General features: G+C 68.3%; 19 protein-coding genes. 5 read left to right on the top strand and 14 right to left on the bottom strand.

The features are described from left to right. Positions 1-4 precede the first annotated feature (4 nt). A complete protein-coding gene (locus AC4OR5_RS00515) occupies positions 5-802 on the bottom strand; it encodes an AraC family transcriptional regulator (RefSeq protein WP_003083886.1) in 798 nt (265 codons plus the stop codon). 77 nt (positions 803-879) lie between these two features. Between AC4OR5_RS00515 and AC4OR5_RS00510 the strand changes: the two genes are divergently transcribed. After that, complete coding sequence (locus AC4OR5_RS00510) at positions 880-2496, top strand: gamma-glutamyltransferase family protein (RefSeq protein WP_023083865.1); 1617 nt, start codon at positions 880-882, stop codon at positions 2494-2496. A gap of 345 nt (positions 2497-2841) precedes the next feature. Here the strand turns inward: AC4OR5_RS00510 and AC4OR5_RS00505 are convergent, their stop codons facing one another. Beyond that, positions 2842-3099 carry a hypothetical protein gene (locus tag AC4OR5_RS00505; RefSeq protein ID WP_124132084.1) on the bottom strand — a complete coding sequence of 86 codons (258 nt, stop codon included), beginning with the start codon at positions 3097-3099 and terminating at the stop codon, positions 2842-2844. Positions 3100-3167: 68 nt separating this feature from the next. On the opposite strand from AC4OR5_RS00505, the gene AC4OR5_RS00500 reads away from it, so the two are divergent. The 4 genes from AC4OR5_RS00500 to AC4OR5_RS00485 all read left to right on the top strand — a co-directional run bounded on the left by AC4OR5_RS00500 (position 3168) and on the right by AC4OR5_RS00485 (position 7006). Beyond that, positions 3168-4004: an outer membrane protein OmpK gene (locus AC4OR5_RS00500; protein ID WP_003083898.1), complete on the top strand. Its 837-nt coding sequence runs from the start codon at positions 3168-3170 to the stop codon at positions 4002-4004. 241 nt (positions 4005-4245) lie between these two features. Then, the gene (locus tag AC4OR5_RS00495) at positions 4246-5652 is read left to right on the top strand and encodes a uracil-xanthine permease family protein (protein ID WP_003102211.1); all 1407 of its coding nucleotides are present in this window, start codon (positions 4246-4248) and stop codon (positions 5650-5652) included. A gap of 92 nt (positions 5653-5744) precedes the next feature. Continuing rightward, positions 5745-6410, top strand: a complete 666-nt coding sequence (locus tag AC4OR5_RS00490) for a TetR/AcrR family transcriptional regulator (RefSeq protein ID WP_003083903.1) — start codon at positions 5745-5747, stop codon at positions 6408-6410. Positions 6411-6415: 5 nt separating this feature from the next. Next, positions 6416-7006 (top strand): IMPACT family protein, encoded by a 591-nt coding sequence (locus AC4OR5_RS00485; protein ID WP_003083907.1) that lies wholly within the window; start codon positions 6416-6418, stop codon positions 7004-7006. A 6-nt stretch (positions 7007-7012) separates the two neighbouring features. Here the strand turns inward: AC4OR5_RS00485 and siaD are convergent, their stop codons facing one another. From siaD to AC4OR5_RS00425, 12 genes are all read right to left on the bottom strand, one after another. Continuing rightward, positions 7013-7840, bottom strand: a complete 828-nt coding sequence (gene siaD, locus AC4OR5_RS00480) for a biofilm formation regulator diguanylate cyclase SiaD (protein WP_023100092.1) — start codon at positions 7838-7840, stop codon at positions 7013-7015. 6 nt (positions 7841-7846) lie between these two features. Continuing rightward, a complete protein-coding gene (siaC, locus tag AC4OR5_RS00475; protein WP_023107547.1) occupies positions 7847-8227 on the bottom strand; it encodes a biofilm formation regulator SiaD modulator protein SiaC in 381 nt (126 codons plus the stop codon). Between the two features lie 26 nt (positions 8228-8253). Beyond that, positions 8254-8796 (bottom strand): biofilm formation regulator kinase SiaB, encoded by a 543-nt coding sequence (gene siaB / locus AC4OR5_RS00470; protein WP_003083916.1) that lies wholly within the window; start codon positions 8794-8796, stop codon positions 8254-8256. An 8-nt stretch (positions 8797-8804) separates the two neighbouring features. Beyond that, entirely contained in the window at positions 8805-10796 is a 1992-nt protein-coding gene (gene siaA / locus AC4OR5_RS00465; protein WP_003083920.1) for a biofilm regulation protein phosphatase SiaA, read from the bottom strand. 262 nt (positions 10797-11058) lie between these two features. Further along, positions 11059-12108: a protein-glutamate methylesterase/protein-glutamine glutaminase gene (locus AC4OR5_RS00460; protein ID WP_003083922.1), complete on the bottom strand. Its 1050-nt coding sequence runs from the start codon at positions 12106-12108 to the stop codon at positions 11059-11061. A gap of 19 nt (positions 12109-12127) precedes the next feature. After that, positions 12128-12730, bottom strand: a complete 603-nt coding sequence (gene cheD, locus AC4OR5_RS00455) for a chemoreceptor glutamine deamidase CheD (RefSeq protein WP_003137051.1) — start codon at positions 12728-12730, stop codon at positions 12128-12130. 5 nt (positions 12731-12735) lie between these two features. Further along, a complete protein-coding gene (locus AC4OR5_RS00450; RefSeq protein ID WP_023091475.1) occupies positions 12736-13578 on the bottom strand; it encodes a CheR family methyltransferase in 843 nt (280 codons plus the stop codon). Between the two features lie 69 nt (positions 13579-13647). Further along, positions 13648-15687 carry an aerotaxis transducer Aer2 gene (gene aer2, locus AC4OR5_RS00445; protein ID WP_003123817.1) on the bottom strand — a complete coding sequence of 680 codons (2040 nt, stop codon included), beginning with the start codon at positions 15685-15687 and terminating at the stop codon, positions 13648-13650. A gap of 35 nt (positions 15688-15722) precedes the next feature. Beyond that, positions 15723-16208 carry a chemotaxis protein CheW gene (locus tag AC4OR5_RS00440; protein ID WP_003083938.1) on the bottom strand — a complete coding sequence of 162 codons (486 nt, stop codon included), beginning with the start codon at positions 16206-16208 and terminating at the stop codon, positions 15723-15725. Next, positions 16195-18123: a chemotaxis protein CheA gene (locus AC4OR5_RS00435; RefSeq protein ID WP_014603476.1), complete on the bottom strand. Its 1929-nt coding sequence runs from the start codon at positions 18121-18123 to the stop codon at positions 16195-16197. The genes AC4OR5_RS00440 and AC4OR5_RS00435 overlap by 14 nt, the downstream gene beginning before the upstream one ends. Before the next feature lie 27 nt (positions 18124-18150). Beyond that, on the bottom strand, positions 18151-18516 hold the full coding sequence (locus AC4OR5_RS00430; RefSeq protein WP_003083943.1) for a response regulator: 366 nt from the start codon (positions 18514-18516) through the stop codon (positions 18151-18153). A 197-nt stretch (positions 18517-18713) separates the two neighbouring features. Then, entirely contained in the window at positions 18714-19733 is a 1020-nt protein-coding gene (locus AC4OR5_RS00425) for a methyl-accepting chemotaxis protein (protein WP_373420548.1), read from the bottom strand. Between the last annotated feature and the right edge of the window lie 55 nt (positions 19734-19788).

The following is a 19788-nucleotide window of genomic DNA, read 5'->3' as shown; positions in this document are numbered from 1 at the left end:
GGGCTCAGCGCTGGCGGAACAGTTCGCCGGGAGTGAAGCCGAAGAGTCCCTTGAAGGCGGCGATGTAGGCCGAGGTCGAGTCGTAGCCGCTGTCCAGGGCGGCGCCGGTGACGCTGTCGCCGGCCTCCAGCGCGTTGAGCGAGGCGAGCAGGCGCTGGCGTTGGCGCCAGAGCCGGTAGTTCATCCCGGTCTCGCGCTGGAACAGGCGCGACAGGGTCTTTTCCGAGGTGCCCAGGCGCTGCGCCCAGTCGCCCATGGTCAGGCTCTGGGTCGGTTCGTCGATCAGTGCCTGGCACAGCCGCAGCAGGCGCGGCTCGCGCGGCATCGGCAGGGAGAAGGCGACCTCCGGCAGCAGGCGTAGCTGGTCCAGCAGCACCTGCACCAGTCGCGACTCGGCGCTGTCGCCCTCCGGGTAGTCCACCGGCAACTCGCAGAAACTCTTGATCAGCTCGCGCGCCAGCGGCGTCACCTCCAGCACCCGGCAACGCGTCGGCGCCCAGGCGCAGGCGTCGCCACGGATGTACAGGCTGCGCATCTCGGCGCGGGTGGAGGTGACCACCTCGTGTTCCAGTTGCGCCGGAATCCAGATCGCCCGCTGCGGCGGGGCGAAGAAGCTGCCCTCGGCGGTATGCACGCCGAGCACGCCGCTGATGGCGTAGGAAAGCTGCACCCAGGCGTGCCGGTGGCGCGAGGTCCAGGAGCCGGCGCGCAGGCTTTCGGCGCGCGCGTAGACCGGCCGTGGCAGGCGGGCGAGGGTGGGAATCGGGCGGTGCAGTTCCGCAGGCTGTCCGTTCATCGTCATGACTTGGCGTCGTGTCGCTAGTCGGCAGAGTCTGGCAGGGCTAACCTGCCGCCTCAAGTTTCCCGGAGCCCACGCCGATGCTCGACTTCTCCGCCCACGCGCTTCCCTACGCCTCGCAACGTTCGCCGGTCCATGCCCGCCGCGGCATGGTCGCCACCTCGCAGCCGCAGGCGGCGCAGGTCGGGCTGGAGATATTGCGCCGTGGCGGCAACGCCATCGACGCGGCGATCGCCACCGCCGCCGCGCTGACGGTGGTCGAGCCGACCGGCTGCGGGATCGGCGGCGACGCCTTCGCCCTGGTCTGGACCCGCGGCCGCCTGCACGGCCTGGACGCCAGCGGGCGCGCGCCGGGCCTGCTCGATCGCGAGCGGGTGCGCGCCGCCGGCCACGAGCGGATGCCGCTGTACGGCTGGACGCCGGTCACCGTGCCGGGCTGTCCGGCGGCCTGGGCCGAACTGTCGCGGCGCTTCGGCAAATTGCCGTTCGAACAACTGCTGCGGCCGGCGATCGAGCTGGCTCGCGATGGCTTTCCGGTCTCGCCGGTGATCGCCCGCCTGTGGCAGAGCGGCCTGGACAAGTTCCGCGCGGCGTTGCCGCAGCGGCCCGAGCTGCGGGCCTGGTTCGACGAGTTCCTCATCGACGGCCGGGCGCCGTGCGCCGGCGAGGTGTTCCGCCAGCCGGGCCAGGCCGACACCCTGGACGAGCTGGCGCGCAGCCAGTGCGAAAGCTTCTATCGCGGCGAGCTGGCCAGGGCCATCGTCGGCCACGCCGAGCGCAGCGGCGGCTACCTGCGCGCGGAGGACCTGGCCGGCTACCAGGCGAAGTGGGTCGAACCGATCTCGCTGAACTACCGTGGCTATGACGTCTGGGAGATTCCGCCGAGCGGCCAGGGCCTGATCGCCCTGATGACCCTGAACATCCTCAAGGGCTTCGAATTCGGCGAGCGCGACTGCGCGCGGACCTGGCATCGCCAACTGGAGGCGATGAAGCTGGCGTACGTCGACGGGCTGCACTACATCAGCCAGCCGCAGTCGATGCGGGTCTCGGTCGAGGAACTGCTGCACGAGGACTACGCCGCCAGCCGCCGTGCGCTGATCGGCGAGCGCGCGCTCGATCCCAGCCCCGGCCAGCCGAGGCCGGGCGGCACGGTGTACCTGGCCTGTGGCGACGAGGAGGGCAACCTGGTCTCGTTCATCCAGAGCAACTACCACGGCTTCGGCTCCGGCGTGGTGGTGCCCGGCACCGGCATCGCCTTGCAGAACCGCGGCGCCGAGTTCAGCCTCGATCCGGACCACGTGAATTGCCTGGAGCCGGGCAAGCAGACCTTCCACACCATCATTCCCGGTTTCCTCAGCAAGGACGGCGTGCCGCTCGGCCCGTTCGGCGTGATGGGCGCCTATATGCAGCCGCAGGGCCACGTGCAGATGGTGATGAACCTGGTGGACTTCGGCCTCAACCCCCAGGCCGCCCTCGACGCGCCGCGCTGGCAGTGGCTGGGCGGGCTGCGCGTCGGCATCGAACATGCCGCGCCGCGCGCGCTGGCGGCGGAGCTGGCGCAGCGTGGGCACCAGGTGGAGATCGCCTACGACTCGACCAGCTACGGGCGCGGCCAGATCGTCCTGCGCGACCCGGCCAGCGGCGTGCTTTGTGGCGGCACCGAGCCGCGCACCGATTCGCAGATCGCGGTGTGGTGAGGGGACCCATGTGGGTGAGGCGGGGAGACCTGTCCGGCGGATAATGCCCAAGGCGTATCCGCCCTGCGGATGGCGAAGCAAGAAGTCCCGGCAGGCATAGGCTGCCAGGCGACCCGTGCTCGAGCGCGCTCCGCTACGCGACATCGAGAGCGCTTTCTGGATGTCATGCCACCGGAGTCTCCCAGGCCCTGGCGAATTTACGTCCGGGCGTCCTGAAACCCGACGAAAAACCCCATTCGGGGATGAATTCCGCCCGCCGTCTCTGGCATCATCCGCGCCGCTTCTCGCCCGAACGCCGGGGCGGTGATGTGTAGAAATACCACGCAGTGTTTTGTGTACAAAATCCTACTGATTCTTTTTGTCACAAAACGCTTTTGTGTATCCAGTTTTCTTCGCGCTGCCATCCCAAAGTCGAGCACGCCCCTCCCGACCACGCACCAGCGCAAGGCAGAAACTGTCCTTGGGGTCAGGTTTTTGCCGTCGTAGAGAGGTTGGAGGCATTTCGCCGCCTTTGTCCAGAACACTGAAAAAACAGGCGTTCCCTTTGCCGTTGGAAACCCGGCGAAGCGCCCGCGCCGTCTTGGCTTCGTTCTTGCTATCCATGGCGAGGCCTGACCGCTCGGACAGGTTCGCCCACTAGAAAAAAAGCTATTCACTCCAGGAGCGTTTCAATGAGCCGCACACTCGCCACCGTGATGCTAGCCGGGGGGCTGCTGGCCGCAGGCCAGGCTGTCGCCGAAGACCATGACATGACGCCGACCCACGAGACCGACTCGGGGCCGCTGCTCTGGCACAACGAGAGCCTGACCTACCTCTACGGCAAGAACTTCAAGATCAACCCGCCGATCCAGCAGACCTTCACCCTGGAACATGCCAGCGGCTGGACCTGGGGCGACCTGTTCATCTTCTTCGACCAGATCAACTACAACGGCAAGGAAGACGCCAGCAACGGCAAGAACACCTACTACGGCGAGATCACTCCGCGCCTGAGCTTCGGCAAGCTCACCGGAGCGGACCTCTCCTTCGGCCCGGTGAAGGACGTGCTGCTGGCCGGCACTTACGAGTTCGGCGAAGGCGACACCGAGGCCTACCTGCTCGGCCCGGGCTTCGACCTGGCGATCCCCGGCTTCGACTACTTCCAGCTCAACTTCTACTACCGCAAGCCCGACGGCAACCGCGTGCGCGCCGGCGCCTGGCAGATCACCCCGGTGTGGTCCTACACCATTCCGGTGGGCAACTCCGACATCCTCATCGACGGCTACATGGACTGGGTGATCAACAACAAGAGCGCCAGCACCAGCCGCCGCAACCAGAGCGACTACCACGCCAACCTGCACTTCAACCCACAGGTCAAGTACGACCTGGGCAAGGCCCTCGGCTACGAGGCGAAGCACCTGTACGTGGGCCTGGAGTACGACTACTGGTCCGACAAGTACGGCGTGAAGGACTCGCAGTACTTCACCACCGACCAGAACACCGCCAGCTTCCTGGTCAAATACCACTTCTGAGTCCGTCGCGCGGGGCTGCCGGCCGGGCCCCGCCAGCGCGCCCCGTCATTGCGCGCCGTGCATCGGCACGGTGCGCGACGGTCGCCTCCGTGGTCCTTGCGTTTGCCTCCCGTTGTCCGCTCGACCCACGCCGGGCGCGCCCTGCAGCCTGAGCGGCAGGAATAAGCTGATCACCTGGACAGCTTTTTGCAGAAGCCGTGCATCCTCCTCCTGTCCGAGGAGCGCCACTTGAGACGGCCCGATGCATAGCGAAGACCAACGCCCCAACGACCTCATCTACGGCCTCGACGACCGGCCGCGCCCGCTTCCCGCCTTCCTTGCCGCGCTACAGCACGTGCTGGCCAGCTTCGTCGGTATCGTCACTCCGCCGCTGGTGATCGGCTCGCTGCTCGGCCTCGGCGAGCACCTGCCGTACCTGATCAGCATGGCGCTGATGGTTTCCGGCGCCGGCACCCTGATCCAGGCGCGCCGGCCGTTCGGCATCGGCGCCGGAATGATCTGCCTGCAAGGCACCAGCTTCGCCTTCCTGGGCGCCGTGCTGGCCGCCGGGATGCTGGTGAAGCAGCGCGGCGGCGGTCCCGAGGAGATCCTCGCGATGATCTTCGGCGTGTGCTTCTTCGGCGCCTTCGTGCAGATCGTCCTCAGTCGTTTCCTCGGCCATCTTCGCCGGGTGATCACGCCGCTGGTCACCGGCATCGTCATCACCCTGATCGGCGTCAGCCTGATCAAGGTCGGCATCACCGACCTCGGCGGCGGAGCCGGGGCCACGGACTTCGGCGCACCGGCCAATCTCGCGCTGGGCGCGCTGGTGCTGCTGAGCATCGTCCTGCTGAACCGCTCGCGCCTGCCCTGGCTGCGCCTGGCCGCCATCGTCATCGGCCTGGCGCTGGGTACCCTGGCGGCCTGGGCGACCGGCCTGTTCGTTCCGCGGGCGCTGCCCGAGCTGCCGCTGGTCAGCCTGCCGCAGCCGTTCCGCTTCGGCTTCGCCTTCGACTGGATGGCCTTCCTGCCGGTGGCGCTGATCTACCTGATCAGCAGCATCGAGACGGTCGGCGACCTGACCGCCAACTGCATGCTCTCGCGGCAACCCCTGGAGGGGCCGGCGTACCTGCAGCGGTTGCGCGGCGGGGTGCTCGGCGACGGCGTCAGTTGCCTGCTGGCAGCCACCTTCAGCGCCTTCCCGAACACCACCTTCGCGCAGAACAACGGGGTGATCCAGCTCACCGGGGTGGCCAGCCGGCACGTCGGGATCTATATCGGCGGCGTGTTGCTGGCGCTCGGCCTGTTCCCCTGGGTCGGCGCGATCCTCCAGCAGATCCCCAAGCCGGTGCTCGGCGGCGCCACCCTGGTGATGTTCGGCAGCGTCGCCGCCGCCGGCATCCGCATTCTCGGCCAGACCGCGATGGACCGCCGCAGCGTGCTGATCATCGCCGCCTCGTTCGGCGTCGGCCTCGGTGTGGCCGCGCAGCCGACCCTGCTCGACCAGATGCCGGCGGTGGTGAAGACCCTGTTCGACTCGGCGATCACCAGCGGCGGCATCACCGCCATCCTGCTCAACCTGCTGCTGCCCGAGGAGCGCGTTGCCGAAGCGGCGCAGGCCAGCGCGAAGGGCGGCGCCCTGGCGCGCTGGCGCAAGCCGCTGGGTTGATACGGGCGTTTGCAAATTTTTCCGCGCCTGGCTTGTGCCCCGCGGCCGGGCTGGGGTATCAACGCGGGGATCACGCCGATGGAAACCTGCGCATGACCCTGACAGTGCCCGCCCACGACCCGGCCGCCCGCGACAAGCCGGCCGGGCGCATCCGCCAGAAGAACGAGGAGGCGATCCTCGCCGCGGCCGAGGAGGAGTTCGCCCGCCACGGCTTCAAGGGCACCAGCATGAACACCATCGCGCAGAACGTCGGCCTGCCCAAGGCCAACCTGCACTACTACTTCGGCAACAAGCTGGGCCTCTACACGGCGGTGCTGAGCAACATCCTCGAACTCTGGGACAGTACCTTCAACACCCTCGGCGTCGACGACGATCCGGCCGAGGCGCTGGCCCGCTACATCCGCGCCAAGATGGAGTTCTCCCGCCGCTACCCGCTGGCCTCGCGGATCTTCGCCATGGAGATCATCAGCGGCGGCGAGTGCCTCACCGCGCACTTCAACCAGGACTACCGCAGCTGGTTCCGCGGCCGCGCCGCGGTATTCGAGGCCTGGATCGCCGCCGGCCGGATGGACCCGGTGGATCCCGTGCACCTGATCTTCCTGCTCTGGGGCAGCACCCAGCACTACGCCGACTTCGCCAGCCAGATCGGCCTGGTCACCGGCCGCAAGCGCATGTCCAGGCAGGACTTCGCCGCCGCCGCCGACAACCTGGTGCGGATCATCCTCAAGGGCTGCGGACTGACCCCGCCGGCGGCCTGAACGCGATGCCGAGCACCCTGCAAGGCCTCGCCGAATACCGCGAGGAAATCCGCAAGAGCCGTTTCCACACCGTCGCCGCACCGGTGGCCGACGAGGACGAGGCGCAGGCGTTCATCGCCGCCCACCGCGACGCTTCCGCCGGCCACAACTGCTGGGCCTGGAAGTGCGGCGCGCAGTACCGCTTCAGCGACGACGGCGAACCCGGCGGTAGCGCCGGGCGGCCGATCCTGGCGGCCATCGAGGGACAGGACATGGACTGCGTGGCGGTGCTGGTCAGCCGCTGGTTCGGTGGCATCAAGCTCGGCACCGGCGGCCTCGCCCGCGCCTATGGCGGCGGCGCGGCCAAGTGCCTGCAACAGGCGCCGCGCAGCGAGCTGGTCGAGCGCTGCCGGGTGCGCTTCGCCTGTGCCTTCGCCGACCACGCGCTGCTCAAGGCGCGCAGCCTGGCGCTGGGCGCCAGCGTGGCGGCGGAAGACTACGGCGCCGACGGCGTCGTCCTGACCCTGGAGTTACCGGTGGCGCGCTTCGAGGCGCTACAGGCGCTGCTGGTGGACCTCAGCCGAGGCCAGGTGCGGCCGCAGCGGCTGGACGCCTGAGGAGGCTCAGCGCGCTGGAGCCGGGCGGGAGGGGGTAGGGAGCGGCGGGAGCGCGGCGAACACGCATTTGTCGCGGCCGCTGCGCTTGGCGTCGAGCAGTGCGGCGTCGGCGCGATTGACGGTCTGCGAATAGGTTTCGCCGATGCGGTGTTCGGTGACGCCGACGCTGGCGGTGACGCTCAGCGCCTCGGTGCCGACGCGTACCGCCAGGGTCCGTACGCTGTCGCGCACCCGCTCGAGTACCGGGCCGGCGTCCTGCAGGCGGGTCTGCGGCAGCAGCAGGAGGAATTCCTCGCCGCCCCAGCGGCCGCAGAGGTCGTATTCGCGCAGCTCGGACTCCATGGCCCGGGCGATTTCCACCAGCACCCGGTCGCCGCTGTCGTGGCCCCAGGTATCGTTGACCTGCTTGAAGAAGTCCACATCGAGCATTGCCAGCACGTAGCTCTGGCCGTGGCGCTGGGAGCGTTCGTTCTCCTCCCTGAGGCGCTCCAGCAGCATGCGTCGGTTGGGCAGGCCGGTCAGCGGGTCGCGGATCGAGGCTTCCTTCAGCGCCAGGTTGAGGTCGCGCATCATCTGCTGGTAGCGGTCGGAGATCCGCGCCACCTTTTCCAGGCGCCGCAGTTGCTTGTGGTAGCGCTCGGACAGCGACAGGTTCTGCTCCCGCGCCATCGACTGGAAACCGTCGGAGATCCGGGCGATGCGCTCCAGCCGCACCAGTTGCTCCAGCGATTGCTGGCGCAGGCGGGCCAGCGCCTGGTGCAGCGGATGCCCGTGGAACTGCGGATCGGCCAGCAGGCCGTCGATCCAGGCGTCCAGTTCGCGTTCGCGGCTCATCGTCGGCTACTCGTCGTGGGCCTGGATGGCGAAGGGGAAGCTGCAATCCTCGCGGAACTCCTCGGCCAGCTCGGCGACCCGTTCGTTGCGCCGGTCGTAGTGCCAGCGCAGGCTGACCGGGCGACCGCCCTGGTGGGCCTCTTCGAGCAGGTCGAGGATGTCCATCATGGCCTTGATCGAACTGGTGTTCAGGTACAGCAGGCGCAGGTCCAGCTCCAGCGCTCGCTGCCCGTCGGCGAGGAAGCGCTCGACCCAGTCGATCACCTGGCCGAACAGTTCATAGGAGTTTTCCGGGTAGGAATCGCCTTGCATGGACAGGCGTCCGGCCTGCCAGTCGCCCTGGATGGCGGGCGTGGACTGGGTGCCGGGTATGTGCAGGTCACTCATGATGGTGTTCTTCCTAAAACACGGGGTCAGATCACGGCGCGCAGGCTGAAGAAGGCGCGCCCGTCGGGCTGTTCCTTCAGCGATGCGGCCAGTGGTTCGCTGGACTTGCGGGCGATGTCCAGCAGGCCGAGACCGGCTCCGCTGGCGCAGCCGCTGTCGCGCGGGCGGCGTAGCTGCTCCTTGTAGGCGGCCTTGAGGGCGGCCTTGTCGAGGTTGGCGATGGCCTGGATGCTGCGCACCAGGCTCTGGCCGTCGTCGCGTTCCACCAGGTTGCCGGCGGACACCACGTAGTGGCCGTCCTCGTTGCGGGCGATGGCTACCGTGGCCGCCGCCTCGTGTTCGCCGTAGCCCTTGAGATTGGCGTAGTGGCGGATGTTCTGGGTCATCTCGATGTACACCGCGAAGACGTCCATCGCTTCGCTCGGCTTGGCCTGTTCGGCGTGCAGGTAGTTGCGCAGCGCGTGGCCTATCTCCTCGATCAGGCTGCGCGAGATCGGTCCGTTGAAGCAGAGCAGGATGCGTTGGCGGGTGTAGCTTTCACGCATGGCCAGCAGGTCTAGCGTTTCCATGGGTGCCCCTAGTCGAATCGGAAGGACAGGATGGTGATGTCGTCGCGTTGCGGGTGCTCGCCCTGGTACTCGGCGAGCGTCGCCACGAAGGCCTCGGCCTGCTCGGGGAGCGGCTGCCGCGCGTGGTCGCGGAGCATGTCGGCGAAGCGCCGGCTGCCGAAGCCGAAGCCGTGTTCGCCGCCGGCCTGGTCGAGGAAACCGTCGGTGCTCAGGTAGAAGGTCCAGCCCGGCGCCAGCGGTACCTCGATGTTGCGGTAGTCGCCACGGCGCTTGTCGCCGATCGCCCGGCGCGCGCCCTTGAGTTCCTGGACCTCCTCGCCGTCGCTGGCGTACAGCGAGATCTTCGCCCCGGCGAAGGCCAGCTGGCGGCGCCGGCGGTCGACCCAGACCAGCCCGGCATCCATGTTGGTGGCCAGCGCCTGGGGGATCTGCTCCTGGCTGAGCATGCTGCGCATCGCCTGGTCGGTCTCGCCGAGGATCGCCGCCGGGTCGCGGCTGCCCACCGCCTCGATGGCGTGGTCGATGGCGGCGCGGGCGAGCATGGTCATCAGCGCGCCGGGCACGCCGTGACCGGCGCAGTCGACCACGCCGATCAGGTAGCCGTCGGCCTGCTCGCGGTACACGTAGAAGTCGCCGCCGACCACGTCGCGCGGTTTCCACAGGATGAAGTGATGCTCGCCGAGGGTGGCGCTGAGCTGGCGGTCGGGGAGGATCGCGCGTTGGATCAGGCTGGCGTAGTCGAGGCTGTCGCCGATCTTCTTCTGCGCGGCGGCCATCTCGCGGTTGGCTTCCTCCAGCGCCTGGGTGCGCTCCTGGACCTTGTCTTCCAGCTCGGCGGTGTGCCGGCGGACCTGGTCGGCCATGCTGGCGAAGGCCTTCGACAGCGAGCCGATCTCGTCCTGGCGCGCCAGCGGCAGCGGCGTGTCGTAGCGCCCGGCGGCGATCGCCTTGGCCGAGCGCTTGAGGCTGCGCAGGGGGCGCAACAGCAGGCGCTCGACGGCATAGGCGAAGCCCAGCAGCAGGGCCACCAGCAACAGCAGGAACGTGCCCGCCAGCGGCCAAAGCCAGCGGTTGTCGAGGACCTGGGCGGCGTGCAGGTCGACGGCGGTGAGCACGTACCAGCGCAGTTGGGGAATGTAGGCCACGGCGAAGAGTTGCTGGCGGCCGTCGAGGCCGGCCCACAGGCAGTGCACCGAGCCGGCCTTGGCGCGGGCCAGGCGCATGGCCTCGCGCAGGGCGTCGCGCTGTTCCGGCTGGTCGAGTAGGTCGAACACCCGGTGGCGTTCGCTGGCGCCGCCGGCGGCGGAGCTGTAGGCGATCAGGCGGCGGTCCGGGTGGGCCTGGATGGCGCCGTCGTCGCCGACGATCATCGGCGTCACGCCCGGCTCGCGGGCGATGATGAAGTCGTCGAGGAAGCCGCTCAGGTCCAGGCCGCTGCCGGCCAGGCCGATGGGCCGGCCCTGGTCGCGGATCACCAGGTTGAACCAGACCTTGGTCAGGTTCAACTTGCTGTCGACATTGACGTTGATGTTGTAGGCGGCGCTGTTGCGCAGGGTATTGAAGTACCAGGCGTCTTCCGGGTCGCCGGCCTCCAGGGTGTAGCGCGGCCGTTCGCTGTAGGGTTGGCTGCCGTCGTTGAAGTAGTAGTGCTGGGAGCCGCTGGCGATGATGAAGTAGGCGTGGTCGCGGAAGTCGCCGCGGTAGCCCTCGGCCTCGCGGAAGAACAGCGCGCGGCGCGCCGGGTCGTCTTCCTTCAGCAGCCAGTCGCGGGTCACCACCGATTCGGCGAAACGGCGCGACAACGCCAGTTCGCGGGAGACCGGGGCGAGGATCTTCTGCCGGTGCAGCAGGGTGAAGTTCTTCGCGTAGGCCAGGCCGAAGTGCGTACGGATGTCGTCCATCGCGCGCCAGCCCAGCAGCACCGCCGGGACCAGTGCCAGGGCACAGGCCAGCAACAGCGCCACCACCGATTTGCCGCGCAACCCCCAGTTCGCCGCCATGGCTATCCCTATCAGTTTCTCGCCCGGCCCGCGGCCGAAATCATGGATCGAAAGCGTGTGTCGAACTTTTGGCGAAAGGGCCAATTGTGCAGATGTGCATTATTTCAGGCAACGTAATTTGGTTTTATTTCGCCATTAATTTGACGTCACAATGATGGCGAGCAGGCAAAGGCCCGTGGTTCGGGCCTGTCGTCGGCGGGGTCTCGGCGGGGGAGGTTGCGGGGGGCGGCGAAAAAGCGCAGCGGGCCGGCCAGGATCCCGCTCAGAGGCGGTTGCCGCTGCCGCGCCGGGCGGCTTGCTGGAGCAGCGCGGCGGCGATCCGTTCGAGCGGCAGCACGTCTTCCGCGGCGCCCAGTTCCACCGCTTCGCGGGGCATGCCGTAGACCACGCAGGTAGCCTCGTCCTGGGCCAGGGTGTAGCCGCCGGCCTGGCGGATCGCCAGGAGCCCGCGCGCGCCGTCCTTGCCCATGCCGGTGAGCAGGCCGGCGAGCAGGTTGCGCCCGGCGCAGCGAGCCAGCGACTCGAACATCACGTCCACTGCCGGGCGGTGGCCGTTGACCTGCGCCTGGCGGTTCAAACGCACCACGTAGTTGGCGCCGGAGCGCTGCACCTCCATGTGGTGGTCGCCCGGCGCGACCAGGGCGTGGCCGGGCAGTATGCGGTCGCCGTCGCGCGCTTCGCTGACGCTGAGCCGGGTCAGGCGATCCAGGCGCTCGGCGAAGCTGCGGGTGAAGCCGGGAGGCATGTGCTGGGTGATGACCACCCCGGGACTGTGCGCCGGCAGGCCGAGCAGCACTTCCTTGAGCGCCTCGGTGCCGCCGGTGGAGGCGCCGAGGGCGATGATCTTCTCGGTGCTGAGCAGCGGCGCTGCGCTTTCCGGCGGCGCCGGCGCGTCCGCCGCACGGCGGCGCAGGCGGGCGCGGGCGACGGTCTTGAGCTTGGCGCGGATTTCCTCGGCATAGGCCTGCATGCCTTCGGCGATGCCCAGCCGGGGCTTGGCGATGAAGTCCACCGCGCCCAGTTCCAGCGCGCGCAGGGTGGCTTCGGAACCGCGCTCGGTGAGCGAGGAGATCATCAGCACCGGGGTCGGCCGCGCCTTCATCAGCTTGTCGAGGAAGGTCAGGCCGTCCATCCGCGGCATTTCCACGTCGAGGCTGATCACGTCCGGCGCGTGCTGCTTGATCAGGTCGCGGGCGACGAAGGCGTCCGGCGCACAGCCGACCAGGCGTAGCTCCGGGTCGGCCTGGATGATCTCCTTGAGCAGGCTGCGGATCAGGGCGGAATCGTCGACGACCAGGACACTGATGGGCATGGCGGGCTCTCCCGGAGAGTCAGAACAGGTCGATGGGGCCGCCGTCCGCGTTGCGATCGATACGGCGGCGGTAGTCGCGTTCACGCTGCAGCACGGTGTCGTTCTTCAGCTCCACCAGGGACTTCACCAGGACCCGGCCATTGCGCGGGAAGAAGTAGATCTTGCGCGGGAAGGCCTCCAGCACGTCGCTGGCGAGCAGCGGGATACGCTCGGTGGCCAGGTAGTCGAGGGTGAACTCGACGTTGCGCTGGCCGATGGCGGCGCTGATCTGGCGCAGTACCGAGCCGCCGCCGAAGACCTTGGCCTGCAGGCGCTCGCGGTTGGCGCCGAGGGCCAGCATGCGGTTGATCAGCAGTTCCATGGCGTGGCTGCCGTAGCGCGCCGACGGCGAGGCCGGGTCGCCGCCGAGGCCGCGCTCGGGGAGCATGAAGTGGTTCATCCCGGCGATGCCGTTGAGCGGGTCGCGCAGGCACACCGAGACGCAGGAGCCGAGCACGGTGACGATCACCAGGTCTTCGCCGCTGGCGAAGTACTCGCCGGGCAACAGCTTCACCGCATCGCAGGCGAAGTACGGATCGTAGTAGCGGTTCAGCGGCGCGCCTTCCCGGGCCTGGAGATTCATCGCGATCAGGCCGGGCTGTAGACGGTCTGGCCGACGGAGCGCACCAGGTGGCTGGCGTGGACGAAGTTCTCCGAATGCCCGGCGAAGAACAGGCCCTCCGGCCGCAGCAGGGCCACCATGCGTTCCAGCAGGCGGGTCTGGGTCGGCTTGTCGAAGTAGATCATCACGTTGCGGCAGAAGATCGCGTCGAGTTCCCCGGCGATCGACCAGTCTGCCTCCAGCAGGTTGATCTGGCGGAACTCCACCAGTTGCCGCAGTTCCTCCACCACCCGCGCCTTGCCGGCGTTGGGCCCGGTGCCACGGAGGAAGAAGCGTTTCTTCAGCGGCGCCGGCATCTGCTCCAGGCGTTCCAGCGGATAGACGCCCAGGCGGGCGCAGTCGAGCACCCCGGTGTCGATGTCCGAGGCGACGATCTTCACCGGCGGATCGAAGCTGCCCAGCGCCTCCACCAGGGTGATGGCGATCGAATAGGGTTCCTCGCCGGTGCTCGCCGCCGCCGACCAGATGCGCAGCGGGCGATGCCGCTGCAACTGGCGGCGGGCGAGGTCGGCGAGCAGGGGGAAGTGGTGGCGTTCGCGGAAGAATGCGGTGAGGTTGGTGGTCAGCGCGTTGACGAACAACTGCTGCTCGCCCGGCTCGCGGTCGAGGTGGGTGAAATATTCGGCGAAGCTGCCGAGCCGCAGCAGGCGCAGGCGCCGCGAGAGGCGGCTATAGACCAGTTGCGCCTTGCTCTCGGCCAGGCTGATGCCGGTCAGCCGGTAGAGCCGCTCGCGTACTTGCTGGAAGTCCTCGCGGGTGTAGTGGAACTCCTGGTTGCCGAACACCGGCGAAGGCGTGGAGGTGGGCATTGGCGTCGGGTTTCCCTGGTCGACCCTAAGGGCTTGCCGCCCTCCGCCTGGCGGAGGCGCGGCGTGGTCTCAGAACTCTTCCCAGCCGTCTTCCTTGCGCGCCTTGCTGGCCCGCGCCATGCCGCTGCGGGCCAGCGGCGCCGGCGCGCTGGGGCGTGGCGCAGACGGCCGCGCGCTGGCGAGCTGGACCACGCTCGGCGGAGTGTCCAGCCTGAACACCGCCACCGACTGGTTGAGCAGGCCCGCCTGCTCCTGCATGGCCTCGGCGGCGGCCGCGGCTTCCTCCACCAGCGCGGCGTTCTGCTGGGTCATGTCGTCCATCTGCGAGACCGCGCTGTTCACCTCTTCGATGCCGGTGCTCTGCTCGGCGGAGGCGGCGGCGATCTCCGACATGATGTCGGTGACCCGGCGGATCGCTACCACGATGTCGCTCATGGTCTGTCCGGCCTGGGCCACCAGGGTGTTGCCGTTCTCCACCTTGTCCACCGAGTCGGAGATCAGCGTCTTGATCTCCTTGGCCGCGGCGGCGGAACGCTGGGCGAGGGTGCGCACTTCCCCGGCGACCACCGCGAAGCCGCGGCCCTGCTCGCCGGCGCGGGCTGCCTCGACCGCGGCGTTGAGGGCGAGGATGTTGGTCTGGAAGGCGATGCCGTCGATCACCCCGATGATGTCGGCGATCTTGCGCGCCGACTCGTTGATCGAGGACATGGTGCTGACCACCTTCTGCACCACGGTGCCGCCCTGGGTCGCCACTTCCGAGGCATTGGCCGCCAGCGAGTTGGCCTGGCGGGCATTCTCGGCGTTGAGCTTCACCGTGCTGGTCAGTTCTTCCATGCTCGAGGCGGTTTCCTCCAGGCTCGACGCCTGCTGCTCGGTGCGCGCCGACAGTTCGGCGTTGCCGCTGGCGATCTCGCTGGCGGCGGTGTTGATGGTATCGGCGGCCTCGCGAATCTGTCCGAGCATCCGCGACAGGCTCAGCGCGGTCTCGTTGGAGAAGTCCTTGAGCTGGCCGAAGGTGCCCTGGTAGTCGGCCTCGATGCGCTGGGTGAGGTCGCCCTGGGCCAGCGCCCCGAGCATCCGCGAGACGTCGCGCAAGCCGCGGTCGGCGGTATCCACCAGGCTGTTCAGGTCCTTCGCCAGCCTGAGGAAGAAGCCTTCCTTGCCGGCCTCCTCGACGCGCTTGCTGAAGTCGCCGGCGGCCGCCGCCTGCACCAGTTGCGAGACTTCCTGCTCGGCGCGGTGTTCCTCGGTGCGGTCGGTCCATTGCACGGCGGAGCCGAGGCGTTCGTTGGCGTCGTTGAACACTGGCACCACGTCGAGGGAGAAGCGCCGGCCGCCGAGGTTGAGCTCGGCCTTGTGCACGCCGGTGAGGTTGGCCAGCAGGTGCCGCTGGTGCGCCGGGTTCTTGTGGAACACGTCGATGTTGGCGCCCATCAGGCGGCCGGCGTCGAAGTTCGGCAGTTGCTTGCGGATATCCGCTTCGGCGCGGCCGAGCATCTCGCTGACGGTGCGGTTCATGTAGATGATGTTGAGGTCGTTGTCGGCGATCATCACGTTGGCCGAGACGTTGTCCAGCGCGCTCTTGATCCGCGCGTTGTAGGCCGCCGTGGCCAGTTGCGCCGAGGTCGCCTCGGCGGCCCCGCGCAGGCGCTCGCGAACGCCGTCGATGGCTTCGGTGATCTGCGCCTTCTTGCCCGGCAGGCGGTCCATCAGCGGCTCGAAGTTGCCCTGGCCGTAGGCGGTGACCACGCTGACCACCTTCATCTTCACCGCGATGTGCGCGGCCACCAGTTCGTTGACGCCCTTGGCGATGCGCGCCGCGCGACCTTCCAGGCGTTCGGCGGGAATCGTCTGGTCGATCCAGCCGGCTTCGTGCTGGCGGCTCATCTCCGCCAGCCCCGCCTCCAGGCTTTCCACCTGCTGGAGTTCGGCGCGTTGTTCGCGCAGTTGCCGCTGCAGCGCCCGCAGGCTGTCGTAGAGACGCTCGTAGCCGGGCGCCGGGGCCTCGCCGACGGCGGTGTCGAGCTGGCCGTCGGCGAACGACTGGAGGAGCGTGGCGATCCGGTCGGCGCGTTGCTGCGCCACCGCATGTGCATTGAACAGACCCATTTCGATATCCCCTGCCTATCCCTCGTTGGCGCCGCTCAGGCCGCGGCTTCGTCGACCAGCGCCATTTCGCGGCTGGTCATCAGTCTTTCGATGTCCACCAGGATCAACATGCGCTCGCCCGCGGTGGCCAGGCCGAGCAGGTATTCGGTGTCGAAGCTGGCGCCGAACTCCGGCGGCGGCCTGATCGCGTCGCCGCCCAGGGCGATCACGTCGGATACCGAGTCCACCACCACGCCGACGATGCGCCGGCCGATGTTGAGGATGATCACCACGGTGAACGGGTCGTAGGTGACCTCGGCGAGGTGGAACTTGATGCGCAGGTCGACGATCGGCACGATCGCCCCGCGCAGGTTGATCACGCCCTTGATGAAGGGCGGCGCGTTGGCGATCGCGGTGACCTGGTCGTAGCCGCGGATCTCCTGCACGCGGAGGATGTCGATGGCGTACTCCTCGCGGCCCAGGGTGAAGGTCAGGTATTCCTGCGCCGGGCCGTTCGCCTGGCTTGCCTCAGTGCCGTTCATCGGCGGTGTCCTCCCGCGCCGCCAGGCGTGGCAGCGCATCGACGTCGAGAATCAGGGCGACGCTGCCGTCGCCCATGATGGTGGCGCCGGCGATACCCTCCACGCGGCGGAAATTCTGTTCCAGGCTCTTGATCACCACCTGCTGCTGGCCGACCAGTTCGTCCACCTGCAGGGCGAAGCTGCGCCCCTCGGACTCGAGGATCACCACGATGCCCTGCTCCGGCGCCGGCGCTTCGCCGCCGATGCGCAACAGCTCGTGCAGGCTGAACAGCGGCAGGTACTCGCCGCGCACGCGGATCATCGCGTTGTCTTCGCCGCCGAGGCCCCGCACGTCGTCGCTGCGCGCCTGCAACGACTCGACGATGTAGGTCAGCGGAATCACGTAGTTGACCGCTTCGACGGCGACGATCAGGCCGTCGAGGATCGCCAGGGTCAGCGGCAGGCGGATGCCGATGCGAGTGCCCATGCCGGGCGCCGAGTCGATGTCGATGCGCCCGCCCATGGCCCCGATGTTGCGCTTCACCACGTCCATGCCGACGCCGCGTCCGGACAGCTCGGTAACCGTCTCGGCGGTGGAGAAGCCGGGCATGAACACCAGTTGCCAGACCTCGGCGTCGCTCATCCCGTCATGCACCGGCAGGTTGCGCTCGCGGGCCTTGGCGAGGATGCGCGGACGCGACAGGCCGCGACCGTCGTCGGAAACCTCCACCACCACGCTGCCGCCCTGGTGGCTGGCGGCGAGCTTCACCGTGCCGCTCGCCGGCTTGCCGGCGGCGAGGCGTTCGGCGGGTGTTTCGATGCCGTGGTCGATGCTGTTGCGGACGATGTGGGTGAGCGGATCGCTGAGTTTCTCGATCACGCTCTTGTCCAGTTCGGTGTGCTCGCCGTGCAGGTGCAGCTCGACCTGCTTGCCCAGGCGCGTGGCGGTGTCGCGCACCAGCCTGGGGAAGCGGCTGAAGATGAAGTTGATCGGCAGCATGCGGATCGACATCACCGATTCCTGCAGGTCGCGGGTGTTGTGTTCGAGCTGGGCCAGGGCGTGCTGCAAGCGCTCGTGGTGGCTCGGATCGAGCTGCTCGCCGAGCTGGCCGAGCATGGCCTGGGTGATCACCAGTTCGCCGACCAGGTTGATCAGGCTGTCGATCTTTTCCACGCTGACCCGGATCGAGCCGGACTCGCCGTCGCCACGCACCGGCGCGACTGCGCCCCTGGCCGGCGCGGCGACGGCTTGCGCGGGCGCGCTGGGCGCGGCGGGGCTGCCGGGGGCGCCGTCGAACAGGCCGAAGGCGCGTTCCTCCGTAGGCGGGGAGCCCGGCGCGTCATCGAAGAGGCCGAACGCTTCGCTCGCGGCCGGTGCGCCGGGCGCCTCGTCGAAGAGCCCGAACGCTTCCGGCGCGGCCGCTCGTTCCGGAGCGCCCGGGCCTTCGTCGAAGAAGCCGAAGGCATCGTCGTCCGCGGTTTCCCTGGCGGGACTGGTGGGCGCGTCGTCGAACAGGCCGAAGCCTTCCTCCGCCGCTTCCTGCTCCGGCGCCCGCAGCCAGCCGCGCAGCCGCTCGACCGTCTCCAGCAACGGCACCCCGGGGTCGGGACGACCGCTGCGATGGGCGTCGAGCAGGCGCTGCAGTACGTCGCGGGCTTCGAGGAAGGAGCTGATCATGTCCGGCCGCAGGCCCATCTGGCCGCAGCGGATGCGGTCGAGCAGGGTCTCCAGTTCGTGGGTGACGGCGGTGATGTCGTCGAAACCGAACATTCCGCTGGAACCCTTGATCGAATGCGCGGCGCGGAAGATGCCGTGCAGCGTCTCGCTGTCCGGCCGGTCCAGGTCGAGACCGATCAGGAGGAGTTCGAGGGTGGCCAGGTGTTCCTCGGTTTCCTCGAAGAACACCTGGAGAAACTGGCTCATATCCTGGGGCATGGGACCTCCCCCGCGGGGGAACGGGAATCAGGGCAGGACCTTGCGCGTCACTTCGAGCAGTTTCGGCGGGTCGAACGGCTTCACCAGCCAGCCGGTGGCGCCGGCGCTGCGTCCCTGCTGCTTCATCGCGTCGCTCGATTCGGTGGTCAGCATGAGGATCGGCACGCTGCGGTAGCCGGCCAGGTTACGCAGGCTGCGGATCAGCGATAGGCCGTCCATGTTCGGCATGTTCTGGTCGGTGAACACCAGGCTGTAGCTCTTGCTCTGGGCCTTGCCGAGGCCTTCCTTGCCGTCCGCGGCCTCGTCTACCTCGTAGCCGGCGGACTTCAGGGTGAAGCTCAGCATCTGGCGGATAGACGCCGAGTCGTCGACGATCAGAATCGGTTTGCCCATGGTCTTGCGTCCTCACGGTGTCCCTACCGCAGCGCCAAGTTCGGCGGCGAAGGTGGTGTGTGCCAGGTGGCTGTGACGGAGGGCTCTGATGGCCCTTTGCTAGTTCCAGTAAAGACAATGTCCGGTGGATTTCAATTATTGGCGCCGGTTTCTCGTCGGATAGTTATCCGGTTAGACGGATTGGCTATCGATACCCCTCAGAACAATTCCACTTCGCCCACGTTGACGCTGTTCTGGCTCACCGGGCTGGGCAAGGGCCGGCGCAGTTCCTCGACCTCCCGCGCGACCCGTTCGGGCCATTCCTGGCGCGGCCGCGCCTCCAGCGCGCCGAGGCCGAGGGCGAAGGCGCCAAGACGCGCATGGTGCTTGCGCATCTGGCCGAGCAACTGGCTGCCCATGTCCTGGAATTGCAGGGCGGTGACCGCCGCATCGACGCCCTGGCCGACTTCCAGCGAGAGCCGGTCCAGTTCGTGGATGACCTTCAGGGTGTGCCGGTTCATCGCCTCCAGGTCATCGAGCATGCCCTGGATCTTCTGCTTGGAATCGAGGGCGAAGGACATGTCCTTGTCGGCCAGTTGCGAGATCGCGCTCTCGGCGTCCTGGATCTCGTGGTGGACCACGTCGACGTGCTTGCGGATGGCGGCGGAAAACTCCGTGGAGCGGGTCGACAGCGCGCGCACTTCATCGGCGACCACGGCGAAGCCGCGGCCGCTCTCGCCGGCTCGGGCGGCCTCGATGGCGGCGTTGAGGGCGAGCAGGTTGGTCTGCTTGGCGATGGCGTCCATGTCCTGGGTCGACTGCAGGATCTCGGTGATCTTCAGGCGCACCTGGTCCATGCGTTCCACCAGTTGCTGCGAGGTCCGGCTGGTTTCCAGGGTAGCCTCGACGAACAGGCTGAGGGTCTGCTGGGTGGTCCTGACGAAGTCCTGGAAGTTGATGCCTTCGTCGACCTGGCCGCGCCCGTCGTAGCGCTCGATCAGCGAATGGGACAGGCCGCGCTGGGTATCGATGCGTTCGGCGAGGCCGTGGAAGCTGTCGCTGAGCTGGCGGATCGCCGAATGCAGCAGTTCATCGATCTGCCGGGCGTGGCCGTCCAGTTGCGCGGTTTCGTCGGCGAGCGCCCGTTGCGCCGCGCTCCAGGCCGGCGAAGCGGCATCCGCCTGCGGGCTGGCATTCGCTACCGCTTGCCGAGGGTCGCGCAGGAGGAGGAAGAGCATGGCCAGGCTGGCGAACCAACCGAGCGCCAGGGCCAGCCAGACGCCGAGGCCGACG

It is taken from the genome of Pseudomonas sp. YA1, assembly GCF_058680555.1.
The sequence above is the reverse complement of the archived record's forward strand: the minus strand, read 5'-3'. Positions and strand labels throughout refer to the sequence as shown.

Excerpts from the sequence above, each read along its gene's own strand:
- AC4OR5_RS00515 (WP_003083886.1), bottom strand. The coding sequence starts at position 802 with ATGACGATGAACGGACAGCCTGCGGAACTGCACCGCCCGATTCCCACC.
- AC4OR5_RS00510 (WP_023083865.1), top strand. The coding sequence starts at position 880 with ATGCTCGACTTCTCCGCCCACGCGCTTCCCTACGCCTCGCAACGTTCG.
- AC4OR5_RS00505 (WP_124132084.1), bottom strand. The coding sequence starts at position 3,099 with ATGGATAGCAAGAACGAAGCCAAGACGGCGCGGGCGCTTCGCCGGGTT.
- AC4OR5_RS00500 (WP_003083898.1), top strand. The coding sequence starts at position 3,168 with ATGAGCCGCACACTCGCCACCGTGATGCTAGCCGGGGGGCTGCTGGCC.
- AC4OR5_RS00495 (WP_003102211.1), top strand. The coding sequence starts at position 4,246 with ATGCATAGCGAAGACCAACGCCCCAACGACCTCATCTACGGCCTCGAC.
- AC4OR5_RS00490 (WP_003083903.1), top strand. The coding sequence starts at position 5,745 with ATGACCCTGACAGTGCCCGCCCACGACCCGGCCGCCCGCGACAAGCCG.
- AC4OR5_RS00485 (WP_003083907.1), top strand. The coding sequence starts at position 6,416 with ATGCCGAGCACCCTGCAAGGCCTCGCCGAATACCGCGAGGAAATCCGC.
- siaD (WP_023100092.1), bottom strand. The coding sequence starts at position 7,840 with ATGAGCCGCGAACGCGAACTGGACGCCTGGATCGACGGCCTGCTGGCC.
- siaC (WP_023107547.1), bottom strand. The coding sequence starts at position 8,227 with ATGAGTGACCTGCACATACCCGGCACCCAGTCCACGCCCGCCATCCAG.
- siaB (WP_003083916.1), bottom strand. The coding sequence starts at position 8,796 with ATGGAAACGCTAGACCTGCTGGCCATGCGTGAAAGCTACACCCGCCAA.
- siaA (WP_003083920.1), bottom strand. The coding sequence starts at position 10,796 with ATGGCGGCGAACTGGGGGTTGCGCGGCAAATCGGTGGTGGCGCTGTTG.
- AC4OR5_RS00460 (WP_003083922.1), bottom strand. The coding sequence starts at position 12,108 with ATGCCCATCAGTGTCCTGGTCGTCGACGATTCCGCCCTGATCCGCAGC.
- cheD (WP_003137051.1), bottom strand. The coding sequence starts at position 12,730 with ATGAATCTCCAGGCCCGGGAAGGCGCGCCGCTGAACCGCTACTACGAT.
- AC4OR5_RS00450 (WP_023091475.1), bottom strand. The coding sequence starts at position 13,578 with ATGCCCACCTCCACGCCTTCGCCGGTGTTCGGCAACCAGGAGTTCCAC.
- aer2 (WP_003123817.1), bottom strand. The coding sequence starts at position 15,687 with ATGGGTCTGTTCAATGCACATGCGGTGGCGCAGCAACGCGCCGACCGG.
- AC4OR5_RS00440 (WP_003083938.1), bottom strand. The coding sequence starts at position 16,208 with ATGAACGGCACTGAGGCAAGCCAGGCGAACGGCCCGGCGCAGGAATAC.
- AC4OR5_RS00435 (WP_014603476.1), bottom strand. The coding sequence starts at position 18,123 with ATGCCCCAGGATATGAGCCAGTTTCTCCAGGTGTTCTTCGAGGAAACC.
- AC4OR5_RS00430 (WP_003083943.1), bottom strand. The coding sequence starts at position 18,516 with ATGGGCAAACCGATTCTGATCGTCGACGACTCGGCGTCTATCCGCCAG.
- AC4OR5_RS00425 (WP_373420548.1), bottom strand. The coding sequence starts at position 19,733 with ATGCTCTTCCTCCTCCTGCGCGACCCTCGGCAAGCGGTAGCGAATGCC.